We start from the raw sequence: 21963 nt of genomic DNA on the forward strand, positions 1-21963 counted from the left end.
ACAAAAAAAGCCACAAAAAAAGCACCTTTTTCAGATGCTTGTGTTTTTAGATATTCTTTTTTAAACTTCGTCGTCAGAATCAATTGTGAATGATTTGCTTTTGAAATCTTTGTCGTGTTTTTCTGATATTACATCCTCACCCTTTTCGTTAATGATGAAATCTGTGGATTCATTAAACATCTCCTGAAAACTCTTAAAATCCTCTTTGTAAAGATAAATTTTGTGCTTCTCGAATGTAGCTTCCCCATTCTCCCCGAAGTTCTTTTTACTTTCGGTAATCGTAAGATAATAATCTCCTGCTTTCGTCTCGCGCACATCAAAGAAATAAGTTCTTCTCCCTGCTTTTAACACCTTAGTGAAAATTTCATTTTCATGGCGTTCCTTGTATTCACTCATTGTTAGATATTTTTTAATCTTGTTAAGAACAAATATAAAAGAATTCTTTTAATCACAAAATTTTTTTTATGATTTATTTAACAATTGAGAACGAAACGGCTAAGCAGTTACAGAATTGGCAATTTCAGTCAGGTTGATGATTTTATCCGCTTTTTGAGCGCTAGACTCTCTGTGTGTGATAATTATGGATGTGGCATTGCTGATTTTTCTATCGATATTTTCGAGAATATTCTGCTCGGTTTCCGTGTCCAGAGCAGACAGAGAATCATCAAAAATAATGATATTCGGGTCCTTAATTAAGGCTCTCGCGATGCATATTCTTTGTTTCTGACCCCCTGAAAGCATCACGCCGCGTTCACCTACCAGTGTTTTATACTGCTCTTTAAATTCAACAATATTTTTATCGACGTCTGCAATTTTTGCATATTCCACGACTTTCTCATGAGACGGATGATCAATGGCAAAACCGATATTATTTTCAATGGAATCCGAGAATAAATAGCTTTCCTGAGGAATATAGCCAATGAAATTCCTGTAATTCGTGAGGTTATGATCTTTCAGGTTTTTACCATCAATTAAGATCTCGCCTTCCGTAGGATCAATCAGCCTGCAGAGAAGTAAGGCAATCGTAGATTTTCCGCTTCCCGTTTTGCCCATGATCGCTAAGGATTCTCCTGCTTTTATGGTGAAACTCAGGTTATCCAGCGCTCTGATTCCCGTATTGGGATAGACGTAGGAAACATTTCTGAATTCAATATCCCCTTTAATAGGATAGGTCTCAAAGTTCGTATTAATGACCTCTGATTTTTTATCCAGGAATTCATTAATCCTTTGCATTGAAGCCTCGGCTCTCTGGTTCACGGAAGTTACCCAGCCCACCATGGAGAACGGCCAGATCAGGATATTGATGTACATGAAGAAATCTGCAATTTTACCCACACTCAGCTCTCCTGCAATATATTTCTGACCACCGATTAAAATCACCGCCACATTCAATAATCCGATTACGAATAAAATAATAGTAAAGAAGTACGCTTCAGTTTTTGCTAAATCCAAAGCTTTGTCCTGATAGTCAGTTACTTTTATCCCATAGTTCTTTTTGATATAGTTCTCCTTAGCGAAAAACTTCACTACCCGGATTCCTGAGAAACTGTCCTGTACAAAAGTAGAGATCGCAGACTGGCTCTTCTGCATGATCTTCGATTTCTTATTGATAATCGAACTTACCTTAAATATAATATAGGATAAAACAGGAAGCGGGAGAAGCGTCCATAAAGTCATGGATGCATCTGTTTTCACCATATAAATACTGGTAATCAAAAGCAGGATCACCAAATTCACCACATACATCACGCCCGGGCCAAGATACATTCTTACCGCCACAACATCTTCACTCAGCCTGTTCATCAGATCTCCAATGGTCGTCTGCTTATAATCGGTAAGGGATAATTCCTGATAATGTCTGTAAATTTTATTTTTCAGTTCGTATTCTATCCTTCTTGAGGCCACAATAATCGTCTGCCGCATCATAAAGGTAAAAAATCCGGTAAGGAGGGATGAGCCCACAATAATGGCCACATAGATCAGAACCTGCTTGTTAAAACCTAAATGTCCGCCTTTGGTAAGCTCGTCCACAGATTTTCCTACAAACTGAACTTTATATATATTAAAGAAATTACTGGCAATGATAAATAACAACCCCCAAAACAAGAGTATTTTGTGCTTCCAAAAATAAGGGTTTAAGGTTTTTAGCGCTTTCATAAAGTTTTACAAATTTACAAAAATGTAGACACACTACGAATTTCATCAATTTTAATTTTTGTATCTTTGCACCCATAAAAAGCTCTTTGAATGTTAGGAAGACGACAAATCCGTGAAAAAATAGTGCAAACAGTGTATTCATACTACCAGAATCCTGTAAAATTTGATGTTTTAGAGAAAAATATGTTCTCAGGAATAGAGAAAATCTATAATCTCTATATCTATCAGATTAACTTTTTGGTGGCTCTGAAAGAATTGGCAGAGACCCAGATCGAGATCGGAAAAAATAAATACATTAAAACCGATGCTGATATCAATCCTAATCAAAAATTCATCAATAATCAGGTATTGATCAAACTGGAAGAAAATCCCGAGAGATTGTTTTTCACAGGTCAGCACAAACAGCTGAAATGGGATATGCATGATGATGTACTGGTGAAAACTTTTCAAAGAATTACCGCAGGAAAACGTTATCAGGATTTTATGAAAGAAGACGGATACTCTTTTGAAGATGATCAGAAGTTTATCGGGAAGTTATTTTTAAGATACATCGCTGAAAATGATGATTTCCAGGAATATCTTAGTGATAAGGAACTTTCATGGTATGATGATATTCATATTGCCAACTCTATGGTGCAGAAAACAATTGGTTTCCTGAAAGAAGATGAAGAAAGCAGAACTTTAATTAAAATGATTAAAGATGAAGAGGATAAAGCTTTTGCCGGAAAACTTCTCAGAGATACCCTGAACAATTGGGAAGCTAATGAGAAAAAGCTGAGTGAAAGACTTGAAAACTGGGATCTGGAAAGAGTTTCCCTGATGGATAAAGTAATTCTGGCTACCGCTATTTCAGAACTGGATAATTTTCCTTTTACCCCTTCAAGAGTTATTATCAATGAATATATTGAAATTGCAAAAGTATTTGCAACAGACCGTTCCAATATCTTCATTAACGGAATTTTGGATAAATATTGTAAAGATCAAAATAGAATTTAACATGAAAAAGACGTTATCAATTATCGCTTTGTCTATTATAGGCCTTGGTTTAGTTTCTTGTAAAAAAGAAAACCAGCAAGCTGCAGCAGGTGCGGAAGCTGCTAATATCACAGATTCTACAGCGGGTGCCACGAATTTAGCGCCTACTACCGATTCAGCGGCAGTTCCGGCAGCCAATACAACAGCAGCGCCTGTTTCAAACCAGCCGTTAACATCTGTTGCATTATCTGAAAGCAACTTCGATTTTGGAAACATCAAAAAAGGAGATAAAGTAGAGCACATCTACGAAATTACCAATACAGGGAAAAATCCTTTAGTGATCTCTGAAGTAAAGCCTGGATGCGGATGTACAGCTCCTGATTTTACAAAAGATCCTATCCTTCCTGGTAAAAAAGGAAAAATTACTTTGCATTTTGATTCTTCAAGCTTCGACGGAAACGTTCAGAAGTATGCAGATGTATTTGCCAACGTGGATAAAGCTCCTATTAAATTAACGTTCACAGCGAACATCCAACCATAAAATAATGAATACATTATCAATCTTTTTACAGGCAGCAGCTCAGGGAGGAAACTCTTCTATGATGTTGATCATGATGGGGGTCATGTTTGTCGGGTTTTATTTTCTGATGATCAGACCACAGATGAGAAAACAGAAGCAGGAAAAAACCTTCCAGGAAACTTTAAAAGTAGGAACCAGAGTAGTCCTTACTTCAGGTCTTCACGGAAGAATTGCTCAGGTTCAGGATGATGGATTTGTGATTGAAACTTTATCCGGAAAACTGAAATTCGAAAAAGCGGCCGTTTCAAGAGAATTTACTGAAGCCCGTTTTGGAGATAAAGCAAAAGCAGCTGCTGATAAAACAGCAGAGAAAAAAGAAATTGATACTGAAAAGAAATAATTTTTCAGTTTGAAAATATCAATCGGCGCGGTGAACGAAGTTCACCGCGCCGATTTTTTATAGAGATCAGGAAGTGAGATTTTAGACATCAGACTTTCTTAGGTTAAGACTAAGATTGAGGCTAAGAAAGGTCAATGGTCAATTTTACTGCGCAAATATCTGGTGGCGGAGGTTCCCGAAGCCACCAGATATTTGTCATTTACCCAATATTTTTCGGATTTACACTTTTCAACCCTGCCTCCAACACGCAACTCACACCCAGCAACTAATAACTCTCAACCTTCCAACCCTGAAATCCACATCATAAAAACATCCGCTTAATCAGTGGCGAAGCCACATCTCTTTGCTCATCTCAAAACTATTACATATTATTTTAAAACTTTGCGTCAAAAAAATCTCCCACAGATCCCACCGATTGCACAGATTTTTTCAGCCAAATCAAGTTGTTGCTTCTATAAAATACGTGTTTTAAAATAAGTTTAGGCGTTCAAATTAGTGCTATCCGTGAATTCATTCGTGAAATTTGTGTTTAAAAGCATTTTCAATCAAAATTAAAATCAAATAAAATATCTTTGCGCGATGAATCAAAACACAGGAAAAACCGTTCTCATTTTAGGAGCTAATTCAGATGTCGCCAAGCAATGCATCAGGCAGTATCTTGAAAAAGGATATGCTGTAATAGCTGCTTCTCGGGATACCGCATCTCTTGAAAAATTTGTTCAGGACAACCATCTTGATCCTTCAAGGGTAACCATTCTTTATTTCGATGCCGTAGATTTTGATTCCCACCAGAAATTTTATGATGAACTTTCTGTAAAGCCACATATTGCAGTATATGCCGCAGGCTTTCTGGTTGATAATGAAAAAGCACTGAGGGATTTTAAAGGGACACACCAGATGATGCAGGTGAATTATATGGGAGCAGTTTCCATTTTGAACATTATTGCAATGGACCCCAATAATACTAATCTTGAAAGAATTATAGGACTTTCATCTCTTTCCGGAGTGAGAGGGCGGAAAAGTAATTTTGTCTATGGAAGTACAAAAGCCGCATTTACGCAATATCTGGCTGGTCTTCGACAGGAACTGGCTTCAAGAAATATAAAGGTGAATGCTTTAGTCATCGGTTATATAAGAACCAAGATCAATGCAGGGCTGGAACTTAATGAATCTCTTATCATGGAGCCGGATTATGTGGCAAAACATATCGTTAATGCCGGAAATTCCTTCACGATCGTTCCGAATTTTAAGTGGAAGATTATTTATTTGATTTTGAAAGTGCTGCCGGAAAGTTTAGTGGCAAAGCTTCCTTAATTTTGTTGTTTTGAATACTTTTGAAGATAGTTTAATATGATCTCAAATTCATCATTTTTAAATTCAGATTTTTGAATAATAAAAGATAAATTATTGATTGGATTGATGATAACAGTGTCATTTGATCTTACGTAAAAAACCTTTTCCCAAACGGAACAGATAGTATTGAATACATTTTTAAATTCAATGCTGTGGTCATTTAAAATAATGAAAGAAGTTTCGTTCTTAGCTTTTAACTCAGCAATAATCTCTTCTGTTTCTTTTTTAAATTTCTTTCTGGAAACAAAATAGTGATTGAATAAAATGAAGCAATATCCGCAGAAAAAAACGCCGCCATATTTAAATATATAATGAATTAAATTTTTATCAAAATTTTCTATGGGATAGAATCCTAAAAATAAAAAGACTAAAGTAAAAAGTACAATTTTCCACCAGTTTTTTAGTGCTTTACCCCATACATATTTAAAATAAAAATTTTGGTTTTGCCTTTCAAATGTTTCATTAAAAGGAATTTCGATCTTAATAATTTCATTCATGGCTATCAGTGGTTATGATCATTTTTGACCGTTCCAAAAATAGAATTTTAATCACCATGCTGCAATAGCTCCAACGCCTTCATCATATCAATTCCCTTTCCAAGAACAGGTTTAAATAAATCTCCCTTTTCCTTGATTATTTCCAACGCATTATCAATCGTAAAATCCGTCGGCTTCAAACCTGGCTTTACTTCATCCCACTCCAGAGGCATAGAAACGGAAGCTCCTTCTTTAGGCCTTAAACTGTAAGCACTTGCCAAGGTCTGTCCGGTTCTGTTTTGAAGATAATCAAGATAGATTTTTTTATCATCCCTTTTCTGTAAACTTCTTTCCAAAGTAGTAATTTTAGGAAGCTTTTCATTCACCTGTTTCATCAGGATATGGGCAAAATCCTTTACCTGGTCGAAATCATATTTTCCACCCATCGGAATATAGATGTGAATTCCCGTACTTCCCGAAGTTTTGCAGTATCCTTTAATTTTAACCGAGTTTAAAACCTCATTCACCTGAAGGGCAGTTTCAATCACATCATCAAATGAATTTTTCTTGGACGGATCGAGATCCAGTACCAGATAATCAGGATGTTCAAGGTCCGGCAGGGCACTGTTCCACGGGTTTAAATCGATGCAGCCCAGATTATTCAGATAAGCCAAAGTTGCTTTATCATTACAGTACACATAATCTATATATTTATCGTTGGATTCAGAATAAACCTTTGTTGTTTTAATCCAGTCCGGCATATGGTCTCCCGCATCTTTCTGGTAAAAGCCCTGTTCTTCAATTCCGTTGGGGAAACGGTTCAGAGATAAAGGTCTGTTTTTCAGGTAAGGCAGTATATAAGAAGCAACGGACTGATAATATTCAATCACATCACCCTTCGTAATTTCATCTTTTGGAAAATAAATTTTATCCTGATTCGTGAGTTTTACCTTGTGCTTATCCAGTGTTATTTCCTTCTCTTTTTCGGTGTTCTCAGTTTTTTTTGACGAAGTTTTCGATTTCATTTCTTTAGATTTTACGTTGATTGGACTGATGGTAATTTCTTCAGGTTCTTTATCTTCCCGGATGGCCACAAAAACAGGGTGGCGGTAAATGCCATCTTTTGTAATCTCCGAATATTTGATCTCGCAGACCAGTTCAGGTTTCGTCCAGGTTACAGGCATATTGGTTTTCGGAACCGTTTCAAAAGGCGACGTTTTTATGATCAGCTTTTGAAGCCTTCCGTAAAGCTGCTGCAAAGATTCATTATTAAATCCCGTTCCTGTGTGTCCGCAGTAGATCAGCTGCCCGTCAATATATTTCCCCAGAATAAGTGCTCCGAAACTTTTTCTCGAGCCTCTGGGTTCCGTAAATCCACAGATAATGGCTTCATCCGTATTGGTGAATTTTATTTTGAGCCAGTCCGGACTTCTGTGGTTTTCTATATATAAACTGTCTGCTTTCTTGGCGATCATTCCTTCCAGTTTCATCTTTTTCATTTGATTGAAGAAAGCCAGGCCGTTTTCGAGAATGTGGTCGCAGTATTTAATGATGTCTGTTTCTGTTAAAGCTTCCTTTAAAAGTTCTTTCCGCTGGAGAAGAGAAAGATCTTCTGTAGAATGGCCGTTCAGCCAGAGGAGATCAAAGACCTGATAAGTTAAAGCCAGGTCAGGATTATCACCAATTTGCTGTAAAAGCTGGAAATTAGGTTTTCCATGTTCATCGTAGGCGACAATTTCTCCGTCAAGAACCATTTTATGCTGCTGCTGTTCAAGATCTTTGGTGACCTTTTCAAATTTCGATAAAAATGAAATTCCGTTCCGGGAATAGAATAGGGGATGGGTATGGCTGAGATCTGCAATGGCCCGGTAGCCGTCCCATTTTATTTCAAAAACCCAGTCTTCATCATCAAATGCTTTTTCAGAAGATTTGGCCAGCATCGGCCTGATAAATGAGGTAAGCTTCTTTTCATTCGTTAGAGAATTGAAATTTCTGAATCTCTTTTCCGAAGTTATGACTTCTTTTCTGCCTTTATTTTTAGGCTTTTTTTTTCCTCTAAAAATTTCGTTACCAAAGATTTTGGTGATGTGTTTTCTTCAGCATCATAGGGACTTTCTGCAAAATCATCTTTATGTTTAATGAGCAGCCACGCATTGTCTTCGCTGTTTTTCATTTTAACAAGAGCGAATTCCCCTTTCAGTTTTTTTCCATGTAAAATGAATTTTAATGAACCGGCATGAAGTTCTTTTAAAAGCTCTTTTTCGGGGGGTATTTTGGTTTCCTCCAGCGGTTCGTAGGTTCCGCTGTCCCAGACTTCCACCTGTCCGGCTCCGTAATTGCCTTCCGGAATGTTTCCTTCAAAATCTTTATAATCATAAGGGTGATCCTCTACCATCATGGCCAGACGTTTGTCTTTGGGATCAAGAGAAGGACCTTTCGGAACGGCCCAGCTTTTCAGAACACCATCCATTTCCAGCCGGAAATCATAATGAAGCCTGGACGCCGCATGCCTCTGAATCACAAAAATAAGTTTGTCCTTACTTTTTTTCGTTTTCCCTTCAGGTTCTGTAGTTTCATTGAACTTCCGTTTTTCGTTATAATCTTTCAGAGCCATTATGATGCAGATTTAGATTTTGAATTTTGTAAACTGGCTTTTAACTGAGCCATAAGATCAATCACTTTACCCTCTTTGGCAGGTTCTGCTTTTTTAGCTTTAATATTCTTACCTTTTGCTTTCTGTTTGATGATTTTCATGAGGGCATCAGAATACGTGTCTTTATACATTACCGGGTCAAAATCCTGGGAAAGCTGTTTGATAAGACTTACCGCCATTTTTACTTCTGCCGGTTTCGGGGCTTTCTTAGCCGGGATCTTTAAATCTTTATAATCTCTGATCTCCTGATCAAAACGGAGCCTGTTAAGGACCAGGATCTCATCATTATAAGGTCTGATCATCCCGATGGCTTCACTTTCACGGAGTACAAATGTGCCTATTCCTGCCATTTGTGTTTCCTGCAAGGCTTTAAGCAGAAGTCTGTAGGCATTTTCACCATTTTTCTGAGGCTCCAGATAATAGGGATTTTCAAAATACACACTGTCTACTTCAGCTTCTTTTACAAATTGGTCTATGGAAAGTATTTTTGTTTTTTCGGGGCTTGCCGCTTCATAATCCTCTTTATCAAGAACGATGTATTTATCGTCCATGAGATATCCTTTCACAATGTTTTCCCATTTCACTTCTTTTCCCGTGCTCTCGTTGACTCTTTTAAATTTAATATTAGAAAAATCAGATTTGTCGAGCATATCGAGATCCAGTTTTGTAGTTTCTGTGGCGGAGTAGATTTTTACGGGGATATTGACTAAACCGAATCCAATGGCGCCATTCCAAATTGCTTTCATTGTCTTACGTTTTTAAAAATCAATCAATTAACATGCCGCCAAATGATTATGTGGTATATTTTAGAGGCTTTGTTGCCAAATGGCAATGGGTTTTTCATTCCGTTTTTCTACCTTTATATTTCCCCGCTTACGGACGAAAATCATATGGAAGAACTTTTTAATTACATCCGGAAATTTGGAATACTCAACCCTGAGGAACGGCTGCTGATTGCCGATGGGCTGCAGGAAATCACTATTGAGAAGGGTGAACATTTTATAGAAGCAGGAAAGGTAAGCCGGAAAATTGCTTTTGTAAAGGAAGGAGTGTTCCGGTCTCTGTATTACAATAAGCAGGGAGATGATTTTACCCGTTATTTTATCTATGAAGGAAGATTCATCGGGGATTTTTACGGTTTTGCGGATCAGATGCCTTCGCTGGAGTATATTGAAGCGGTCACCGACGGAACAGTATTGGCCATTGACCTTGAACACTTCAAAAAACTGGAAAAGGAAATTACCATCTGGCCTGTACTATTCGCGAAACTCCATGCTTTTGTCGCAGAGAATAAACTGAAGGTAGCAAGCACCATGCTGAATCTGGATGCCAAATCAAGGTATATTCATTTTTTAAACCATTATCCGGGGCTGGCCAACCGTGTTCCCCAGTCTATGCTGGCTTCTTATCTGGGAATAACACCTTCTTCTTTAAGCCGTATCAGAAGGAATATTGTATAAAATATCAATAGAAACGGGCTTTAGCCCGTTTTAAAATAAAAGCAGAATCTCCACCGGCTTTAGCCGAAACTGAATAAAAGTATATCCTCTCTTTTTGCCAAATGACAATGGCCTCATTTTCAAACGGTCATAGCTTTGTATCATAAAATTTAAATATATGGACATTGTTTTAGGCCTGCAGTGGGGCGATGAAGGAAAAGGAAAATTTATTGATCTGATCAGTGAGGATTATGATATCACGGCCCGTTTTAACGGCGGTGCGAATGCAGGGCACAGTATAGAACGCAACGGAAAGAGAATTACACTTAAATCTCTTCCTTCGGGAATTTTTATGAAAGATGTTCAGAACGTCATCGGAACAGGAACTGTGCTGGATCCTGTGAGTTTCAGAAACGAGATTTTAAATTTACAGAAGTTTGACGGAAGCCTTGAACCGGAAAAAAATCTTGTGATTTCACAAAAAGCCCATCTTGTCCTTCCAACGCACAGACTTCTGGATGTTTTTATGGAAGAAAACCCGGATTATACTACGATAGGAACCACTAAGAACGGTATTGCACAGGCTTATTCCAATAAAATTTTAAGACAGAATCTAAGGGTGGGAGATATAGAATCCCCGGATTTTAAAAACAGGGTCATTCATATCTTAGAAAGAGGTTACAGATTTCTTGCGGGAGGAGACAGGGTTCTTCCATCTCTTGAAGAGATCAGCAGTGAGTTTTTTGAAGCGATAGATTTTCTGAAGACATTCAAACGTACAGAAACGGAAATATTTTTAAATAAAGCCTTATCAGAGGGAAAAAAGGTATTGGCAGAAGGATCACAGGCTGCGATGCTGGACATCGATCACGGAACGTATCCTTATGTAACCTCTTCATCGACTACGGCTGCCGGAGCGAGCAGTGGTCTGGGGATTTCTCCTAAAAAAGTCGGTGAAATATTCGGGATTGCGAAAGCGTATTGTACAAGAGTAGGAAACGGAATATTCCCGACTGAGCTTTTTGATCAGGCAGGTGAAGAAATCAGAGATAAAGGACACGAATTTGGCTCAAATACCGGACGCCCGAGAAGAATTGGCTGGCTGGATCTTCCGGCTTTAAGATATGCCATTATGATCAACGGTGTTACCCAGGTTATCCTGACCAAAGCAGATATTTTAAGCGGAATGAAATCTGTGGCTGTCTGTACCCATTATGAGCTGGAAGACGGAACACTTGAAATGACTGCCGGAACGCTTCCTGAAAACGCCCGCCCGGTTCTGAAAACACTGGAAGGCTGGGAAGGAGATATTTCAACGCTTAAAAACGCATTTGAACTCCCTGAAAAATTAAAAGATTTTCTTTTCTTTCTGAATAATGAGCTGGGTGTTCCCGTGACTTATCTTTCTACAGGGCCGGGAAGACAGCAGATTTTGAAATTAAACAGTTAATAAAATAAGTTTATAATATACAAAAGAGGTTAGGAAATTGATATCCTAACCTCTTTATATTTGAATTGAAAAGTTTAAGTTAATTAACTTTTGTAAGTTTAAAACGCTGTTTGGTAGATGCCTGAACCGTTTGATCCGTGGTGCCGATCACAATAGGCGTAAGATTAGCGGTTAAACCACTTTTTACTTCTAATCTCAGGGATGGTGCATTTTTAGGCGCGAATCCAAATCCATTATTTCCAAGATTGAACAATAACCATTTCTGGGCATCTGTACTGGAATTGGTTCTTAGCTCTACCGCTGTACCATTCACTGTACCGCTGCTTTTTACGGTTAATACTTTTGTAGGATCCAATAAAGATTTGATGATGTAATACCCGTGATCTGATTTAGTGAAAGTAAATCTCTGGTTATTTCCTGTAGAGGCTGAATTCAGTACTAGGCTGGTGCCATCTGTAGCGGTGGTTCCTGAGATACCTAAATTTTTATCCGTTGCCAGAGCGGTTGTCAGTGTATACGTTCCGTTGATGGTAGAAGTAGCATTAACAGGTCCGTACAGATGATTGATCCCGGCATAGTCACCGGCAGATAATCCTGTTCTTTGCTTGGTGAAAGTAGAACCGTCCAGTTTCGTCATGACAGGCTGGCTTGAGTTGATAGCAAAATCTGTGGATTGATACATCATGACTGAACCGAAATCAAATGCCCCATGTCCTCCATAATCATTATAAAGATTGAAATTATGATGAGTTCCTGCCTGTGCCTTGGTGACGTCTACAATAATGTATTGATCTCTGTCCGGACGGCACTGCTCGTGCATGATTCCCATAGAGTGCATCACTTCGTGGGCAATAATGGCCGGATAGGTAATATTATAAATTTTAATGCCATTTACTCTGTTTTTTACCCATCCGAGCGGAGAACTGTTGCCTGTAGAATAGGTAAAAGTGATATATTCTGTTTGGTTCGTACGCTGAACAAACTGCATACTGGTTTGAGAAGAAATCATATCAAACGCTTTGTTGATATTGGTAAGGAATGTATTGTAGTTCTGAGTGCTCAGGGTTCCCTGGCTCGGCAATGTATAATAAACAGTTGCATTGGGCCATGTCTTAATGAAGGAACTTACAATGGTACTCTTCTCAGATGTTGACAATTCAGAATTGGCCTGCATCTTTAATTTGTTAAACTGTTCCGCTGAAATAGTAATATCCTCTGCGTAAAAATATTCGCCGTTTACTTCATTAACATACGTGTAAACCCCATCAATCAATAATTTGTGAATCGTTGTATTATCCAGCTTAGTGGTTGAATAATCAGTAGAATCAGCCTGGGTGTTTTCAATGTCCGATCTGCACGAATTCAGGGCCAGAACAAGGCATCCTGATAATAGTAATAGTTTGCTTTTCATATCATTTAAATATTGGTGTATTGGTAATGTTTTTCAAATATGAATAGTGGTATTATCAACATATTTGCATTTGAATTATAAATATACTAATAAAACCTGTATTTAAACGTAACATAATATAATAGTTGTTTTACTATTTATTTCATTGAATAACGTATTTCTTTCGTTAATAAATTTATTTTATGTGATTTTATTCTATCAAATTAAAATTTTAATTATTTCACAAATATTTGACATAAGAATTAAGGAGCCCCCAATTATTAATGAGTACAGAGTTAAATTGAACATTGTTGTGGTTTTGGACAAAAAAAGACGAATATTTTTCTTCGTTTTGGTAGGTATTAGTTGATATGAATTTTTTCGATCCGGTCATTATCAGTGTCTAAAATCAGAATTCCTTCATCCTCTCCATTGAGCTGCCCCAGTAAACTTCCTGTTTTACTCCATATGGAAGATTTTCCGGCGCATTCATAACCTCCGGATTCTCCAACAAAATTGGCCATCAAAACATGCATGTGAAATTTTTCTGCGATGCTGGATAGTTTAATAATGTCATCATCAATTCCATTGACTGAATTGAGAACACTTGCCGTGTAAATAGTTGCCCTTGTGTGATAAGCTTCCTGCGAATGGGCAGGATCAGATAAATCATAACAGATGGCCAGTGATATTTTATTCTGCAGCAATTCCAGCTGGCAAAAGCTTTCTCCACTTGAAAAAATATTGATTTCTGTTGGGAAAAGATGACGTTTTGAATAAACCCCTCTCTTTTTTCCCGGCTCGAATATAATGCTGCTTATCAATAGCTGATCACCGGACTTTGTCGGCATTCCAATAACGATGCTCATGGTATGGCCATCTGCCATTTTTTGAAAAACATCTAAAACCTGATCTTCATAATCTATGGAGAGCTTTTCTGCCAGTTCAGGTTCGTAGCCGGTAATCGAAAGTTCAGGAAAAATAATCATATCCACATTTTCAGTTGCTGCTTCTTTGATTATTATTTTGTGCTTTTCAATATTTTTCAGAATATCTCCCTTGATAGGATTGATTTGTGCTGCTGCAATTTTCATAGGATGTCAAATAAAAAAGCGGAGAAAAAATCTCCGCTTTCAGTTTATGCTTTTAAGTTCAATTGTATTTCCAGTTCATCCAGCTGTGCTTCAGCGATGGATGCCGGCGCGTCGATCATTACATCACGCCCCGAATTGTTTTTAGGGAATGCGATATAATCCCTGATCACTTCGTTTCCGTCAAGAATAGCCACCAGACGGTCAAATCCGAACGCTAATCCACCGTGAGGCGGTGCTCCGTATTTAAAGGCATTCATCAGGAATCCGAATTGAGCTTCTGCTTCCTCTTTGGTAAATCCTAAAAGATCGAACATTTTAGATTGAAGATCTTTGTCAAAAATTCTGATAGATCCGCCGCCGATCTCGTTTCCGTTAAGAACCATATCATAAGCATTAGCTCTTGCTTTCCCCGGATCTGTTTCCAGTAAGTGAATATCTTCAGGCTTGGGAGACGTGAAAGGGTGGTGCATCGCGTGATAACGTCCGCTTTCTTCATCAAATTCCAATAACGGGAAGTCTACAACCCAAAGCGGAGCAAATACATCGCCTTTTCTTAGTCCCAAACGGTTTCCAAGTTCCATTCTCAAGGCAGAAAGCTGGGCTCTTACCTTGTTTTCGTTTCCGGATAAGATCAGCATTAAATCACCTTCTTTTGCTCCGAATTTTTCAATGATCTTCGCCAGGTCTTCTTCGTTGTAGAATTTGTTGACCGATGAGGTTTTCACACCGTCATTCTGGAATTTAGCCCAAACCATTCCGGATGCCCCGATCTGTGGACGTTTTACCCAGTCAACCAATTCATCAATCTGCTTTCTTGTATAATCAGCACATCCTTCCACATTGATGCCGACAACCAGTTCAGCATCATCAAATATTTTAAAGTCTTTTCCTTTTACCAGTTCATTAAGTTCCACGAATTCCATTCCGAAACGGATATCCGGTTTGTCGTTTCCGTATTTTTTCATCGCATCTGCAAACGTCATTCTCGGGAAAGCTCCGAATTCCTGACCTGTAATATCTTTGATCAGTGTTTTGGTCATTCCTTCAAAAACATTCATAATGTCTTCCTGCTCTACGAAAGCCATTTCACAGTCGATTTGGGTAAATTCCGGCTGTCTGTCCGCTCTTAAGTCTTCATCACGGAAACATTTCACGATCTGGAAATATTTATCCATTCCACCTACCATCAGAAGCTGCTTGAACGTCTGCGGCGATTGGGGAAGGGCATAAAACTGTCCCGGGTTCATTCTGCTTGGAACCACGAAGTCTCTTGCGCCTTCAGGAGTAGATTTAATTAAAACAGGAGTTTCCACTTCAATAAATCCTTCATCTGAAAGGTAATTTCTAACCTTCTGGGCCATTTTATGACGGAAGATCAGCTTTTCTTTTACAGGATTTCTTCTGATATCCAGGTAGCGGTATTTCATTCTTAATTCCTCACCGCCGTCCGTTTCATCTTCAATGGTGAAAGGTGGAAGCTGGGATTCATTAAGAACCGTTAGTTTCTCAACTAAAATTTCAATTTCTCCGGTTGGAATATTCGGGTTTTTGCTTACTCTTTCAATTACTTTTCCGGTAACCTGAATGACGAATTCACGACCCAGTTTTTTAGCCTCTTCCATCAGCTGGGCTGAAGAACGGTCCTGATCGAAAACCAACTGAGTAATTCCGTAACGATCCCGAAGATCTATCCAAATCATAAATCCTTTATCACGGATAGTCTGTACCCATCCGGAAAGTGTAACTACTTCATTAAGATTTTTCAGAGATAATTCTCCGTTCGTGTGTGATCGAAACATAATTATTTGTTTAAGGTTCAATGTATAAGATATAGGACTGAGCTTTTTGATCATTAAATTTTCAATCCTAAATTCCGGATGCAAAGATAGGATTTTTGAAGGTTTTATAAACAAAAAAAACTTCCTTTCGGAAGTCTTTGTATATTATTGATGGGCTTTTAATTATTTACAGCACCTTTTTGTATCAATAGTTGTGCGGTTTGTTCTTTATTCCCTAATTTAGCTAATGAAAGAGGAGTTTTACCGTTACATTCCTTATTGACATCTGCCTGATTGTCTAATAAAAATTTCACAATATTATTTCTGCCATACAATGAGCTGAAGCCTAATGCACTGAAAGTTTCATTTTTAAGCGGAAAACATTTATTGTAATCTGCTTTTGAAAAATTCTTTTTAAATACAGCAACGTCATCAGACTGAATAGCCTGCATCTGGCTTTTGCTAAGCGATTGAGCAGACAGCATATTGGCAGATACTGAAATGACAAGTAGAAAGGCAGTAGAGATTATTTTTTTCATAAGATTCATTTTAACAATATACAAATCTAATTAATTTTTTGATATAGGTAACTTATTTTTTATAGGAATTGAATTTGTATTTTTGAGAATCAGATAATTATTGATTAGAAAATGGCTAGATATATAGATTTTTTGAAAAAGGCATTCAGCGGCGAAGAGGTCGATTATACCAAAATAACGATAAGAAGCGCCGTACTTCTCCTTGCCATTCCTATGATGCTGGAAATGGCTATGGAATCTGTTTTTGCATTGGTGGACCTGTATTTTGTAGGTCACCTGAAAGATAGCGGATACGCCATCCAGACGGTGGGCTTAACGGAATCTGTGCTTTCCGTGATGTATTCTATCGCGATTGGAATGAGTATGGCTGCTACCGCATTGGTGGCACGGAGAATCGGGGAGAAAAATCCGGAGCAGGCTTCCAGAAGTGCTGCGCAGGTTTTGCTGGTATCATTTACCATTACAATCATTCTGAGTTTATTCGGTGTTATTTATGCTGAGGAAATCCTGATTCTGATGGGTTCAAAGCCTGAAGCAGCAGCCTATGGAAAAGACTTTACCAGGATTATGATGGGAAGCAGCGTGATCATTATGCTTTTATTTTTGATCAACGGAATTTTCAGAGGAGCAGGAAATGCAGCCATTGCCATGAAATCTTTATGGATCGCCAATATTGTGAATATCATCCTCTGTCCGGTTCTGATTAAAGGTTTCGGACCGGTTCCTGCGATGGGACTTACCGGAGCTGCTTTAGCTACAACAATCGGGCGCAGTATCGGAGTCGTTTACCAGCTGTATCATCTTCTGGTGGCAGATACCCAGATCCGTATTGCGCTTCCTTATTTTACCCCAGATTTTAAACAGATAAAAAGTATTGTCAAAATTGCAACACCCGGTATCTTCCAGTTTGTGATTGCTTCCTGCAGCTGGATCTTTCTGGCACAGCTGGTTGCCACTACGGGAGGAGAGAATGCTTCTGCGGGTTACCAGACCGCTTTGAGGCTGATGATGTTCTTTATGCTTCCTGCATGGGGGCTGAGCAATGCCGCGTCTACGCTGGTAGGACAGAATATGGGAGCCAATGAAATGCTGAGAGCAGAACAGTCTGTCATGAAGACGGTAAAATATAATGTGATCTTTATGCTGGCGGTAAGCCTGATATTTTTCCTGCTGGGAGATTTTCTCGTAGGCTTTTTTACCCAGGAAACGGAAATCAAAGATTTTGCTAAAAATGCCCTGCACATCATGTGTACCGGATTTATTTTCTACGGAATCGGGATGGTGCTGATCAATGCTTTTAATGGAGCAGGTGATACCTGGACGCCAACCTGGGTGAATTTTTTCGGATTCTGGCTGTTTCAGATCCCGCTGGCGTATTTTCTTTCAAAACATTTTGGAATGGGACCGAAAGGGGTTTTCATCTCTATTCCCGCAGCAGAAACCTTGATTACCATCGTTGCTTTTATTCTGTTTAAGAAAGGAAAGTGGAAGACGGTGAAAGTGTGAGGGGAAAGGAAGAGGGAGGATGAAGGATGGAAGTTACTGGAAGGGCTTGTAATGGCTGGTGGTTGGTTAAATTTGATGAAAGGAATCTTTAAAGAGGAATATGAATAGTTAAAATTGGGCGAAGGTTATTTTTTTGTGCTGAATAACTTCCCTCTTCCAGCTTCAGACTTCCCTTCTTTATTTATTTTTATAAAAATTTTAACAGCCTGGATTTTTTGATGTAATGCATATTTTTTAATTTAGTGATAACCAATAAAAATAAGTATAACTATGGGAAAAGGAGACAAAAAATCAAGAAGAGGAAAGATCAATTCAGGAAGCTATGGTAAAAGAAGACCGAGAAAATCTTCCAAGTCAACAGGTTCATCCGAGACTAAAGCAAAGAGCTAAAAATAAAAAGGCTGAAGATCACTCTTCAGCCTTTTTTATATACAAAATTAAATTATTTACCTCCTAAAATATTACCAAGGATGCTTCCTAATCCGCCTCCCTGCTGTTGTTGCTGGCCACCGCCGCCTCCAAGTACGCTTCCCAGAATATCGTTAAGCGGGTTTCCGCCAGCCTGTGACTGGCCGTTTCCTAAAACGCTTCCTAAAATATCATTCAATGGATTAGACTGCTGCTCCTGAGCCTGGTTGGATGCATTACCAAGAATTCCTCCTAAAAGATCTCCAAGGCCTCCTGCTCCTACATTGTTCTGTTGTTTTTCCTTACCGATATATCCCATGATTACCGGAGCCAGCATTGCTAAAATAGGCCCGATTTTGTCAATAGAGATTCCTGTATTTTGAGAAAGCTGATTTTCAACGTTGCTTTTCTGACCTCCAAAAACGTGGTCAAGGATAGATCCTCCTTCTGCCTGTCTTGCTTCTGCCTGAGTTGCATCATCCAGAATGCTTCCGTCGTGGTCTTTATCCAAAGCGTTATTTAATGCTTCTGCTTCTTTAGCATCCTGAGACTTGTTTCTAAGGTAAGAAATAACGAGAGGGGCAGCTACTGCCAAAAGGGCAATAATCTGGTTTCTGCTGATTCCGAATTTGTTTTCAGCCTGTTCAGCAACCTGATTGCTGGTGTTACCTGTAAGTAGGTCAATTAAACTCATAGTTTGTGTTTATTTTAAAGTATTAAGTAAATCAAAGTTATCAAAAAAAGTTATTCACAATTTTTTTTATTTCACAATTATTGTTAAAGTTTTTTGATCTCCTCTTCGGTGTATCCTTTGCTTTTCTTCAGCTTTATATAATCGTTGGCACTGGTGATTACCCAGTAAACGGGCTCAGTAGCGGTCTTTTTATCAATCGTAAATTCCAGGATTCCGGCGTTGTCATTCATCCAGGGAAGCATATAATAGTTCAGGCCTCCTTTATACTCTTTGAACGCATGAACTTCCTTTCCTTTTTCCGTAGACAAAGCAGCTTTATACACTGCCACATATCCGAGAGGAATAAGAAGGCATGCCCACGAATATTTTTTAAGAAAAGTATATTTTGGAAGAGAAAGCGCATATCCTATGGACAGGGCAAAAATATTATTGAAAGGAAGGAAGAAAACATAATTATCCGAAACAGCATAAAATGTTGAAAACCCATAGACGCATACCGACCCGGCAAGAAAAACATAAAACATTTTTCTGTTAAATCCATACAGAAATACAGCACCGATTACCCCGAAGAATGTAAACACATTGAAATTATAGATCAGGTAGGCAAATGACTGGAAAAAATCTTTGAGATACTGAACGGAAGTTTTCTTGAAAGAATCCTCTACCCAGTTACCACGGTCAGAGCTGTAAACGGAATTGACCGAATATCCCTGAGACATATTGAGAATAAACAGGGATACAAACAGGACACCGAAGATCAGCAACGAGCTGTACGCATGCTTCTTCTCATTTCTGAAGTAAAAAAGAAACACCAGAAAAGCCGGAATCAGAAGGATATTCTGAATGTGAACCCAAAGACTGATTCCTAAAAAAAGACCGGCTGCAAGAATATAATTTTTTTTATGGTCTGTAAAACTTTTAATAATGGAAAAGAAAAAAAGGCTTATCCAAAAGGAATTGTAGGTATACACTTCCACAATCTCCGCATTTCTCCAGAAAGAAAAACTAAACCCAAATACAAATGCTGCGGTAAGAGACGCCCATTCCGTTTTTGTAAGAGTCTTTACCGTGAGATAAATAACAGGAACTGTGGCCGCTCCCGAAAGAATAATAAGCACGCGGCTTGCTTCAATGGCATCAAGACCTGTGAGATTTTTAATGAGAATAACCGTATTGATATAAAGAAAGTGGGTAGTCGCCGTAGCTGTCGAAATATATTCACCTTTTTCCGCTTCAAATACAAAACCGATACAGTCTGCAAAAGGAACTCTTGTAAAACTTCCGGCGAAATAAATCACCAGAAAAATCAGAAACAGAAAAACAGCCGATGCATATTTCTTCATATTAATTCTTTACAATAGGAACATTGGAACATGCTTCCCCGAACATTAATGATTTTACTAAGGGTTTCAGCTGTTCAACAAGTTCTATATAGGCATTTTCAGGGATTTCCTTATCTGAGCAGCCTTTTACCAGGACTCTTTTGCCTCTCATTTCTTCAAAATCATGGGTCTGAATGACGTTATGCATCAGAATCACTTCAAGATCCTCACGGTTTCCGAAGACGATTTTTTTAGCAACGTCTGTAAGTTTAGCGGTTAACACAAAATATGCCCACAGCGGAACAATAGTATCTACAGAATTATAAATATAGATGTAAGCGTCTTCATATTCGTGAACGTCTATTGCTTCTACCTTTTCTCTGAAATCTTTTTCCTTCAGGATCATTTCCTGGAAAAGAAAATCTTTAAGGTCAATACCCTTTCTTACCCCTTTAGGAATCAGGGTAGAGAGGTCAAAATTCACCAGACCGCTTTCAGCAACTTTGTTTCGGATTTCAAATTCTTCTGACATTTTTATCATTATCTTTGGACAAATTTACAAATTAAGATCAAGCAAACCTTAATTTGTTCTCTATCCTTACCATAGAAACCTCCCATGATTCAAAATCATTCTGTCATTGAGATCTGAGGAAGTGTTTATGGTGATTATAAACCAATAAAAAGATTTCGAAAGAAATGAAATACTATATTATTGCAGGAGAAGCTTCCGGTGATCTGCATGGAAGCAATTTAATGAAAGCCCTTTTACAGAAAGATCCGCAGGCCGAAATAAGGTTCTGGGGCGGTGATCTGATGAATGCTCAGGGCGGAACACTGGTAAAACATTACCGGGACCTTGCTTTTATGGGATTCCTTGAAGTGGCAATGAACCTAAGGACAATTCTGAATAACATCAAGTTCTGTAAGGAAGATATTAAGAATCATAAGCCTGATATTCTCATCCTGATTGATTATCCGGGCTTCAACCTGAGAATTGCCAGATTTGCAAAAGAACTGGGCATCAAAGTGGTGTATTATATTTCTCCACAGCTGTGGGCCTGGAAAGAAGGCAGGGTAGAGATCATCAAAAAATATGTGGATGAAATGATGGTGATTCTTCCGTTTGAGGAAGATTTTTACAAAGGTCATGGTGTACATTCCCATTTTGTGGGCCATCCGTTGCTGGATGCGATTTCCAGCCTGAAAGACATCAATATCGACGGATTTAAAAAAGAAAACGGACTCAACGAAAAAGAGATCATCGCACTTCTGCCCGGTTCCAGAAAACAGGAAGTGGAGAAAATGCTGGAGATTATGCTTTCTGTGAGGCCTCATTTTAAAAACTATCAGTTTGTGATTGCCGGTGCACCAAGTCTTCCGAAAGAGTTTTACCAGAAATATGTAGATGACAATGTTCATTTTGTTTCGAACAGAACATATGATCTGCTGAGATGTTCAAAAGCGGCTTTGGTAACTTCAGGAACGGCAACCTTAGAAACAGCTTTGCTTAATATTCCGGAAGTGGTTTGTTACCGCGGAAGTAAAATTTCATATGCTATTGCCAAAAGACTGGTGAAAAACATCAAATACATTTCTCTGGTGAATCTCATCATGGACCGGGAAGTGGTGAAGGAGCTGATCCAGACGGACCTGAATACCAAAAATCTTGTAGAAGAACTTCATAAAATCATTGACGGTGAAAAGAGAAGCCAGGTTTTGGAGGATTACAGCCTTTTAAGAGAAAAACTTGGTGGAAAAGGAGCAAGTGAGAAAGCTGCTGAGGTGATTTTAAATATGTAATTTTTTTTA

At 38.4% G+C, this 21963-nt stretch carries 22 protein-coding genes; 9 read left to right on the top strand and 13 right to left on the bottom strand.

All coding sequences use genetic code 11. The features are described 5' to 3' along the window. Positions 1-60: 60 nt before the first annotated feature. Positions 61-396: a DUF3276 family protein gene (locus JET18_RS00565; RefSeq protein ID WP_034701927.1), complete on the bottom strand. Its 336-nt coding sequence runs from the start codon at positions 394-396 to the stop codon at positions 61-63. Between the two features lie 99 nt (positions 397-495). Further along, on the bottom strand, positions 496-2157 hold the full coding sequence (locus tag JET18_RS00570) for an ABC transporter ATP-binding protein (RefSeq protein WP_202088388.1): 1662 nt from the start codon (positions 2155-2157) through the stop codon (positions 496-498). Between the two features lie 90 nt (positions 2158-2247). On the opposite strand from JET18_RS00570, the gene JET18_RS00575 reads away from it, so the two are divergent. The 4 genes from JET18_RS00575 to JET18_RS00590 all read left to right on the top strand — a co-directional run bounded on the left by JET18_RS00575 (position 2248) and on the right by JET18_RS00590 (position 5366). Further along, on the top strand, positions 2248-3153 hold the full coding sequence (locus tag JET18_RS00575; RefSeq protein WP_202088391.1) for a transcription antitermination protein NusB: 906 nt from the start codon (positions 2248-2250) through the stop codon (positions 3151-3153). 1 nt (position 3154) lies between these two features. Next, on the top strand, positions 3155-3673 hold the full coding sequence (locus JET18_RS00580; protein ID WP_202088393.1) for a DUF1573 domain-containing protein: 519 nt from the start codon (positions 3155-3157) through the stop codon (positions 3671-3673). Positions 3674-3677: 4 nt separating this feature from the next. Continuing rightward, positions 3678-4052: a preprotein translocase subunit YajC gene (gene yajC / locus JET18_RS00585; protein ID WP_202088395.1), complete on the top strand. Its 375-nt coding sequence runs from the start codon at positions 3678-3680 to the stop codon at positions 4050-4052. Between the two features lie 579 nt (positions 4053-4631). Next, the gene (locus tag JET18_RS00590) at positions 4632-5366 is read left to right on the top strand and encodes an SDR family NAD(P)-dependent oxidoreductase (protein WP_202088397.1); all 735 of its coding nucleotides are present in this window, start codon (positions 4632-4634) and stop codon (positions 5364-5366) included. Here JET18_RS00590 and JET18_RS00595 read toward each other — a convergent pair. From JET18_RS00595 to ku, 4 genes are all read right to left on the bottom strand, one after another. Continuing rightward, positions 5363-5902 carry a hypothetical protein gene (locus tag JET18_RS00595; RefSeq protein ID WP_202088399.1) on the bottom strand — a complete coding sequence of 180 codons (540 nt, stop codon included), beginning with the start codon at positions 5900-5902 and terminating at the stop codon, positions 5363-5365. The genes JET18_RS00590 and JET18_RS00595 overlap by 4 nt on opposite strands. Before the next feature lie 47 nt (positions 5903-5949). Further along, the gene (gene ligD, locus JET18_RS00600; RefSeq protein ID WP_202088401.1) at positions 5950-7821 is read right to left on the bottom strand and encodes a DNA ligase D; all 1872 of its coding nucleotides are present in this window, start codon (positions 7819-7821) and stop codon (positions 5950-5952) included. 71 nt (positions 7822-7892) lie between these two features. Beyond that, positions 7893-8495 (bottom strand): DNA polymerase ligase N-terminal domain-containing protein, encoded by a 603-nt coding sequence (locus JET18_RS00605; RefSeq protein ID WP_202088403.1) that lies wholly within the window; start codon positions 8493-8495, stop codon positions 7893-7895. Continuing rightward, positions 8495-9280 carry a non-homologous end joining protein Ku gene (gene ku / locus JET18_RS00610; protein ID WP_202088414.1) on the bottom strand — a complete coding sequence of 262 codons (786 nt, stop codon included), beginning with the start codon at positions 9278-9280 and terminating at the stop codon, positions 8495-8497. Before ku ends, JET18_RS00605 begins: the two co-directional genes overlap by 1 nt. Positions 9281-9322: 42 nt before the next feature. Here ku and JET18_RS00615 point away from each other — a divergent pair, with 42 nt between their 5' ends. Both JET18_RS00615 and JET18_RS00620 read left to right on the top strand, forming a co-directional pair. Continuing rightward, on the top strand, positions 9323-9994 hold the full coding sequence (locus JET18_RS00615; protein WP_228728462.1) for a Crp/Fnr family transcriptional regulator: 672 nt from the start codon (positions 9323-9325) through the stop codon (positions 9992-9994). 157 nt (positions 9995-10151) lie between these two features. Beyond that, entirely contained in the window at positions 10152-11423 is a 1272-nt protein-coding gene (locus JET18_RS00620) for an adenylosuccinate synthase (RefSeq protein WP_202088416.1), read from the top strand. A gap of 79 nt (positions 11424-11502) precedes the next feature. On the opposite strand, the gene JET18_RS00625 is transcribed toward JET18_RS00620, so the two are convergent. The 4 genes from JET18_RS00625 to JET18_RS00640 all read right to left on the bottom strand — a co-directional run bounded on the left by JET18_RS00625 (position 11503) and on the right by JET18_RS00640 (position 16224). After that, complete coding sequence (locus tag JET18_RS00625) at positions 11503-12834, bottom strand: M12 family metallopeptidase (RefSeq protein WP_202088418.1); 1332 nt, start codon at positions 12832-12834, stop codon at positions 11503-11505. Between the two features lie 341 nt (positions 12835-13175). Further along, positions 13176-13907, bottom strand: coding sequence for a carbon-nitrogen hydrolase family protein (locus JET18_RS00630; RefSeq protein WP_202088420.1), 732 nt, complete (start codon positions 13905-13907; stop codon positions 13176-13178). 44 nt (positions 13908-13951) lie between these two features. Then, positions 13952-15706 (bottom strand): aspartate--tRNA ligase, encoded by a 1755-nt coding sequence (gene aspS / locus JET18_RS00635; RefSeq protein ID WP_202088422.1) that lies wholly within the window; start codon positions 15704-15706, stop codon positions 13952-13954. A gap of 158 nt (positions 15707-15864) precedes the next feature. After that, the gene (locus JET18_RS00640) at positions 15865-16224 is read right to left on the bottom strand and encodes an ankyrin repeat domain-containing protein (RefSeq protein ID WP_202088424.1); all 360 of its coding nucleotides are present in this window, start codon (positions 16222-16224) and stop codon (positions 15865-15867) included. A 111-nt stretch (positions 16225-16335) separates the two neighbouring features. Here JET18_RS00640 and JET18_RS00645 point away from each other — a divergent pair, with 111 nt between their 5' ends. Next, positions 16336-17730 (top strand): MATE family efflux transporter, encoded by a 1395-nt coding sequence (locus JET18_RS00645; RefSeq protein WP_202088426.1) that lies wholly within the window; start codon positions 16336-16338, stop codon positions 17728-17730. Between the two features lie 270 nt (positions 17731-18000). Then, positions 18001-18120: a 30S ribosomal protein THX gene (locus tag JET18_RS00650; RefSeq protein ID WP_202088427.1), complete on the top strand. Its 120-nt coding sequence runs from the start codon at positions 18001-18003 to the stop codon at positions 18118-18120. Positions 18121-18172: 52 nt separating this feature from the next. Here the strand turns inward: JET18_RS00650 and JET18_RS00655 are convergent, their stop codons facing one another. The 3 genes from JET18_RS00655 to JET18_RS00665 all read right to left on the bottom strand — a co-directional run bounded on the left by JET18_RS00655 (position 18173) and on the right by JET18_RS00665 (position 20686). Beyond that, a complete protein-coding gene (locus JET18_RS00655; protein WP_202088428.1) occupies positions 18173-18832 on the bottom strand; it encodes a DUF937 domain-containing protein in 660 nt (219 codons plus the stop codon). An 83-nt stretch (positions 18833-18915) separates the two neighbouring features. Continuing rightward, the gene (locus tag JET18_RS00660; RefSeq protein WP_202088429.1) at positions 18916-20175 is read right to left on the bottom strand and encodes a protein O-mannosyl-transferase family; all 1260 of its coding nucleotides are present in this window, start codon (positions 20173-20175) and stop codon (positions 18916-18918) included. 1 nt (position 20176) lies between these two features. Beyond that, a complete protein-coding gene (locus tag JET18_RS00665; RefSeq protein ID WP_202088430.1) occupies positions 20177-20686 on the bottom strand; it encodes a DUF2480 family protein in 510 nt (169 codons plus the stop codon). Between the two features lie 164 nt (positions 20687-20850). Here JET18_RS00665 and lpxB point away from each other — a divergent pair, with 164 nt between their 5' ends. Further along, positions 20851-21954 (top strand): lipid-A-disaccharide synthase, encoded by a 1104-nt coding sequence (lpxB, locus tag JET18_RS00670; protein ID WP_202088431.1) that lies wholly within the window; start codon positions 20851-20853, stop codon positions 21952-21954. The last annotated feature ends 9 nt before the right edge of the window (positions 21955-21963 follow it).

The sequence above is a fragment of the Chryseobacterium endalhagicum genome, assembly GCF_016745235.1.
Classification (GTDB): Bacteria; Bacteroidota; Bacteroidia; order Flavobacteriales; family Weeksellaceae; genus Chryseobacterium; species Chryseobacterium endalhagicum.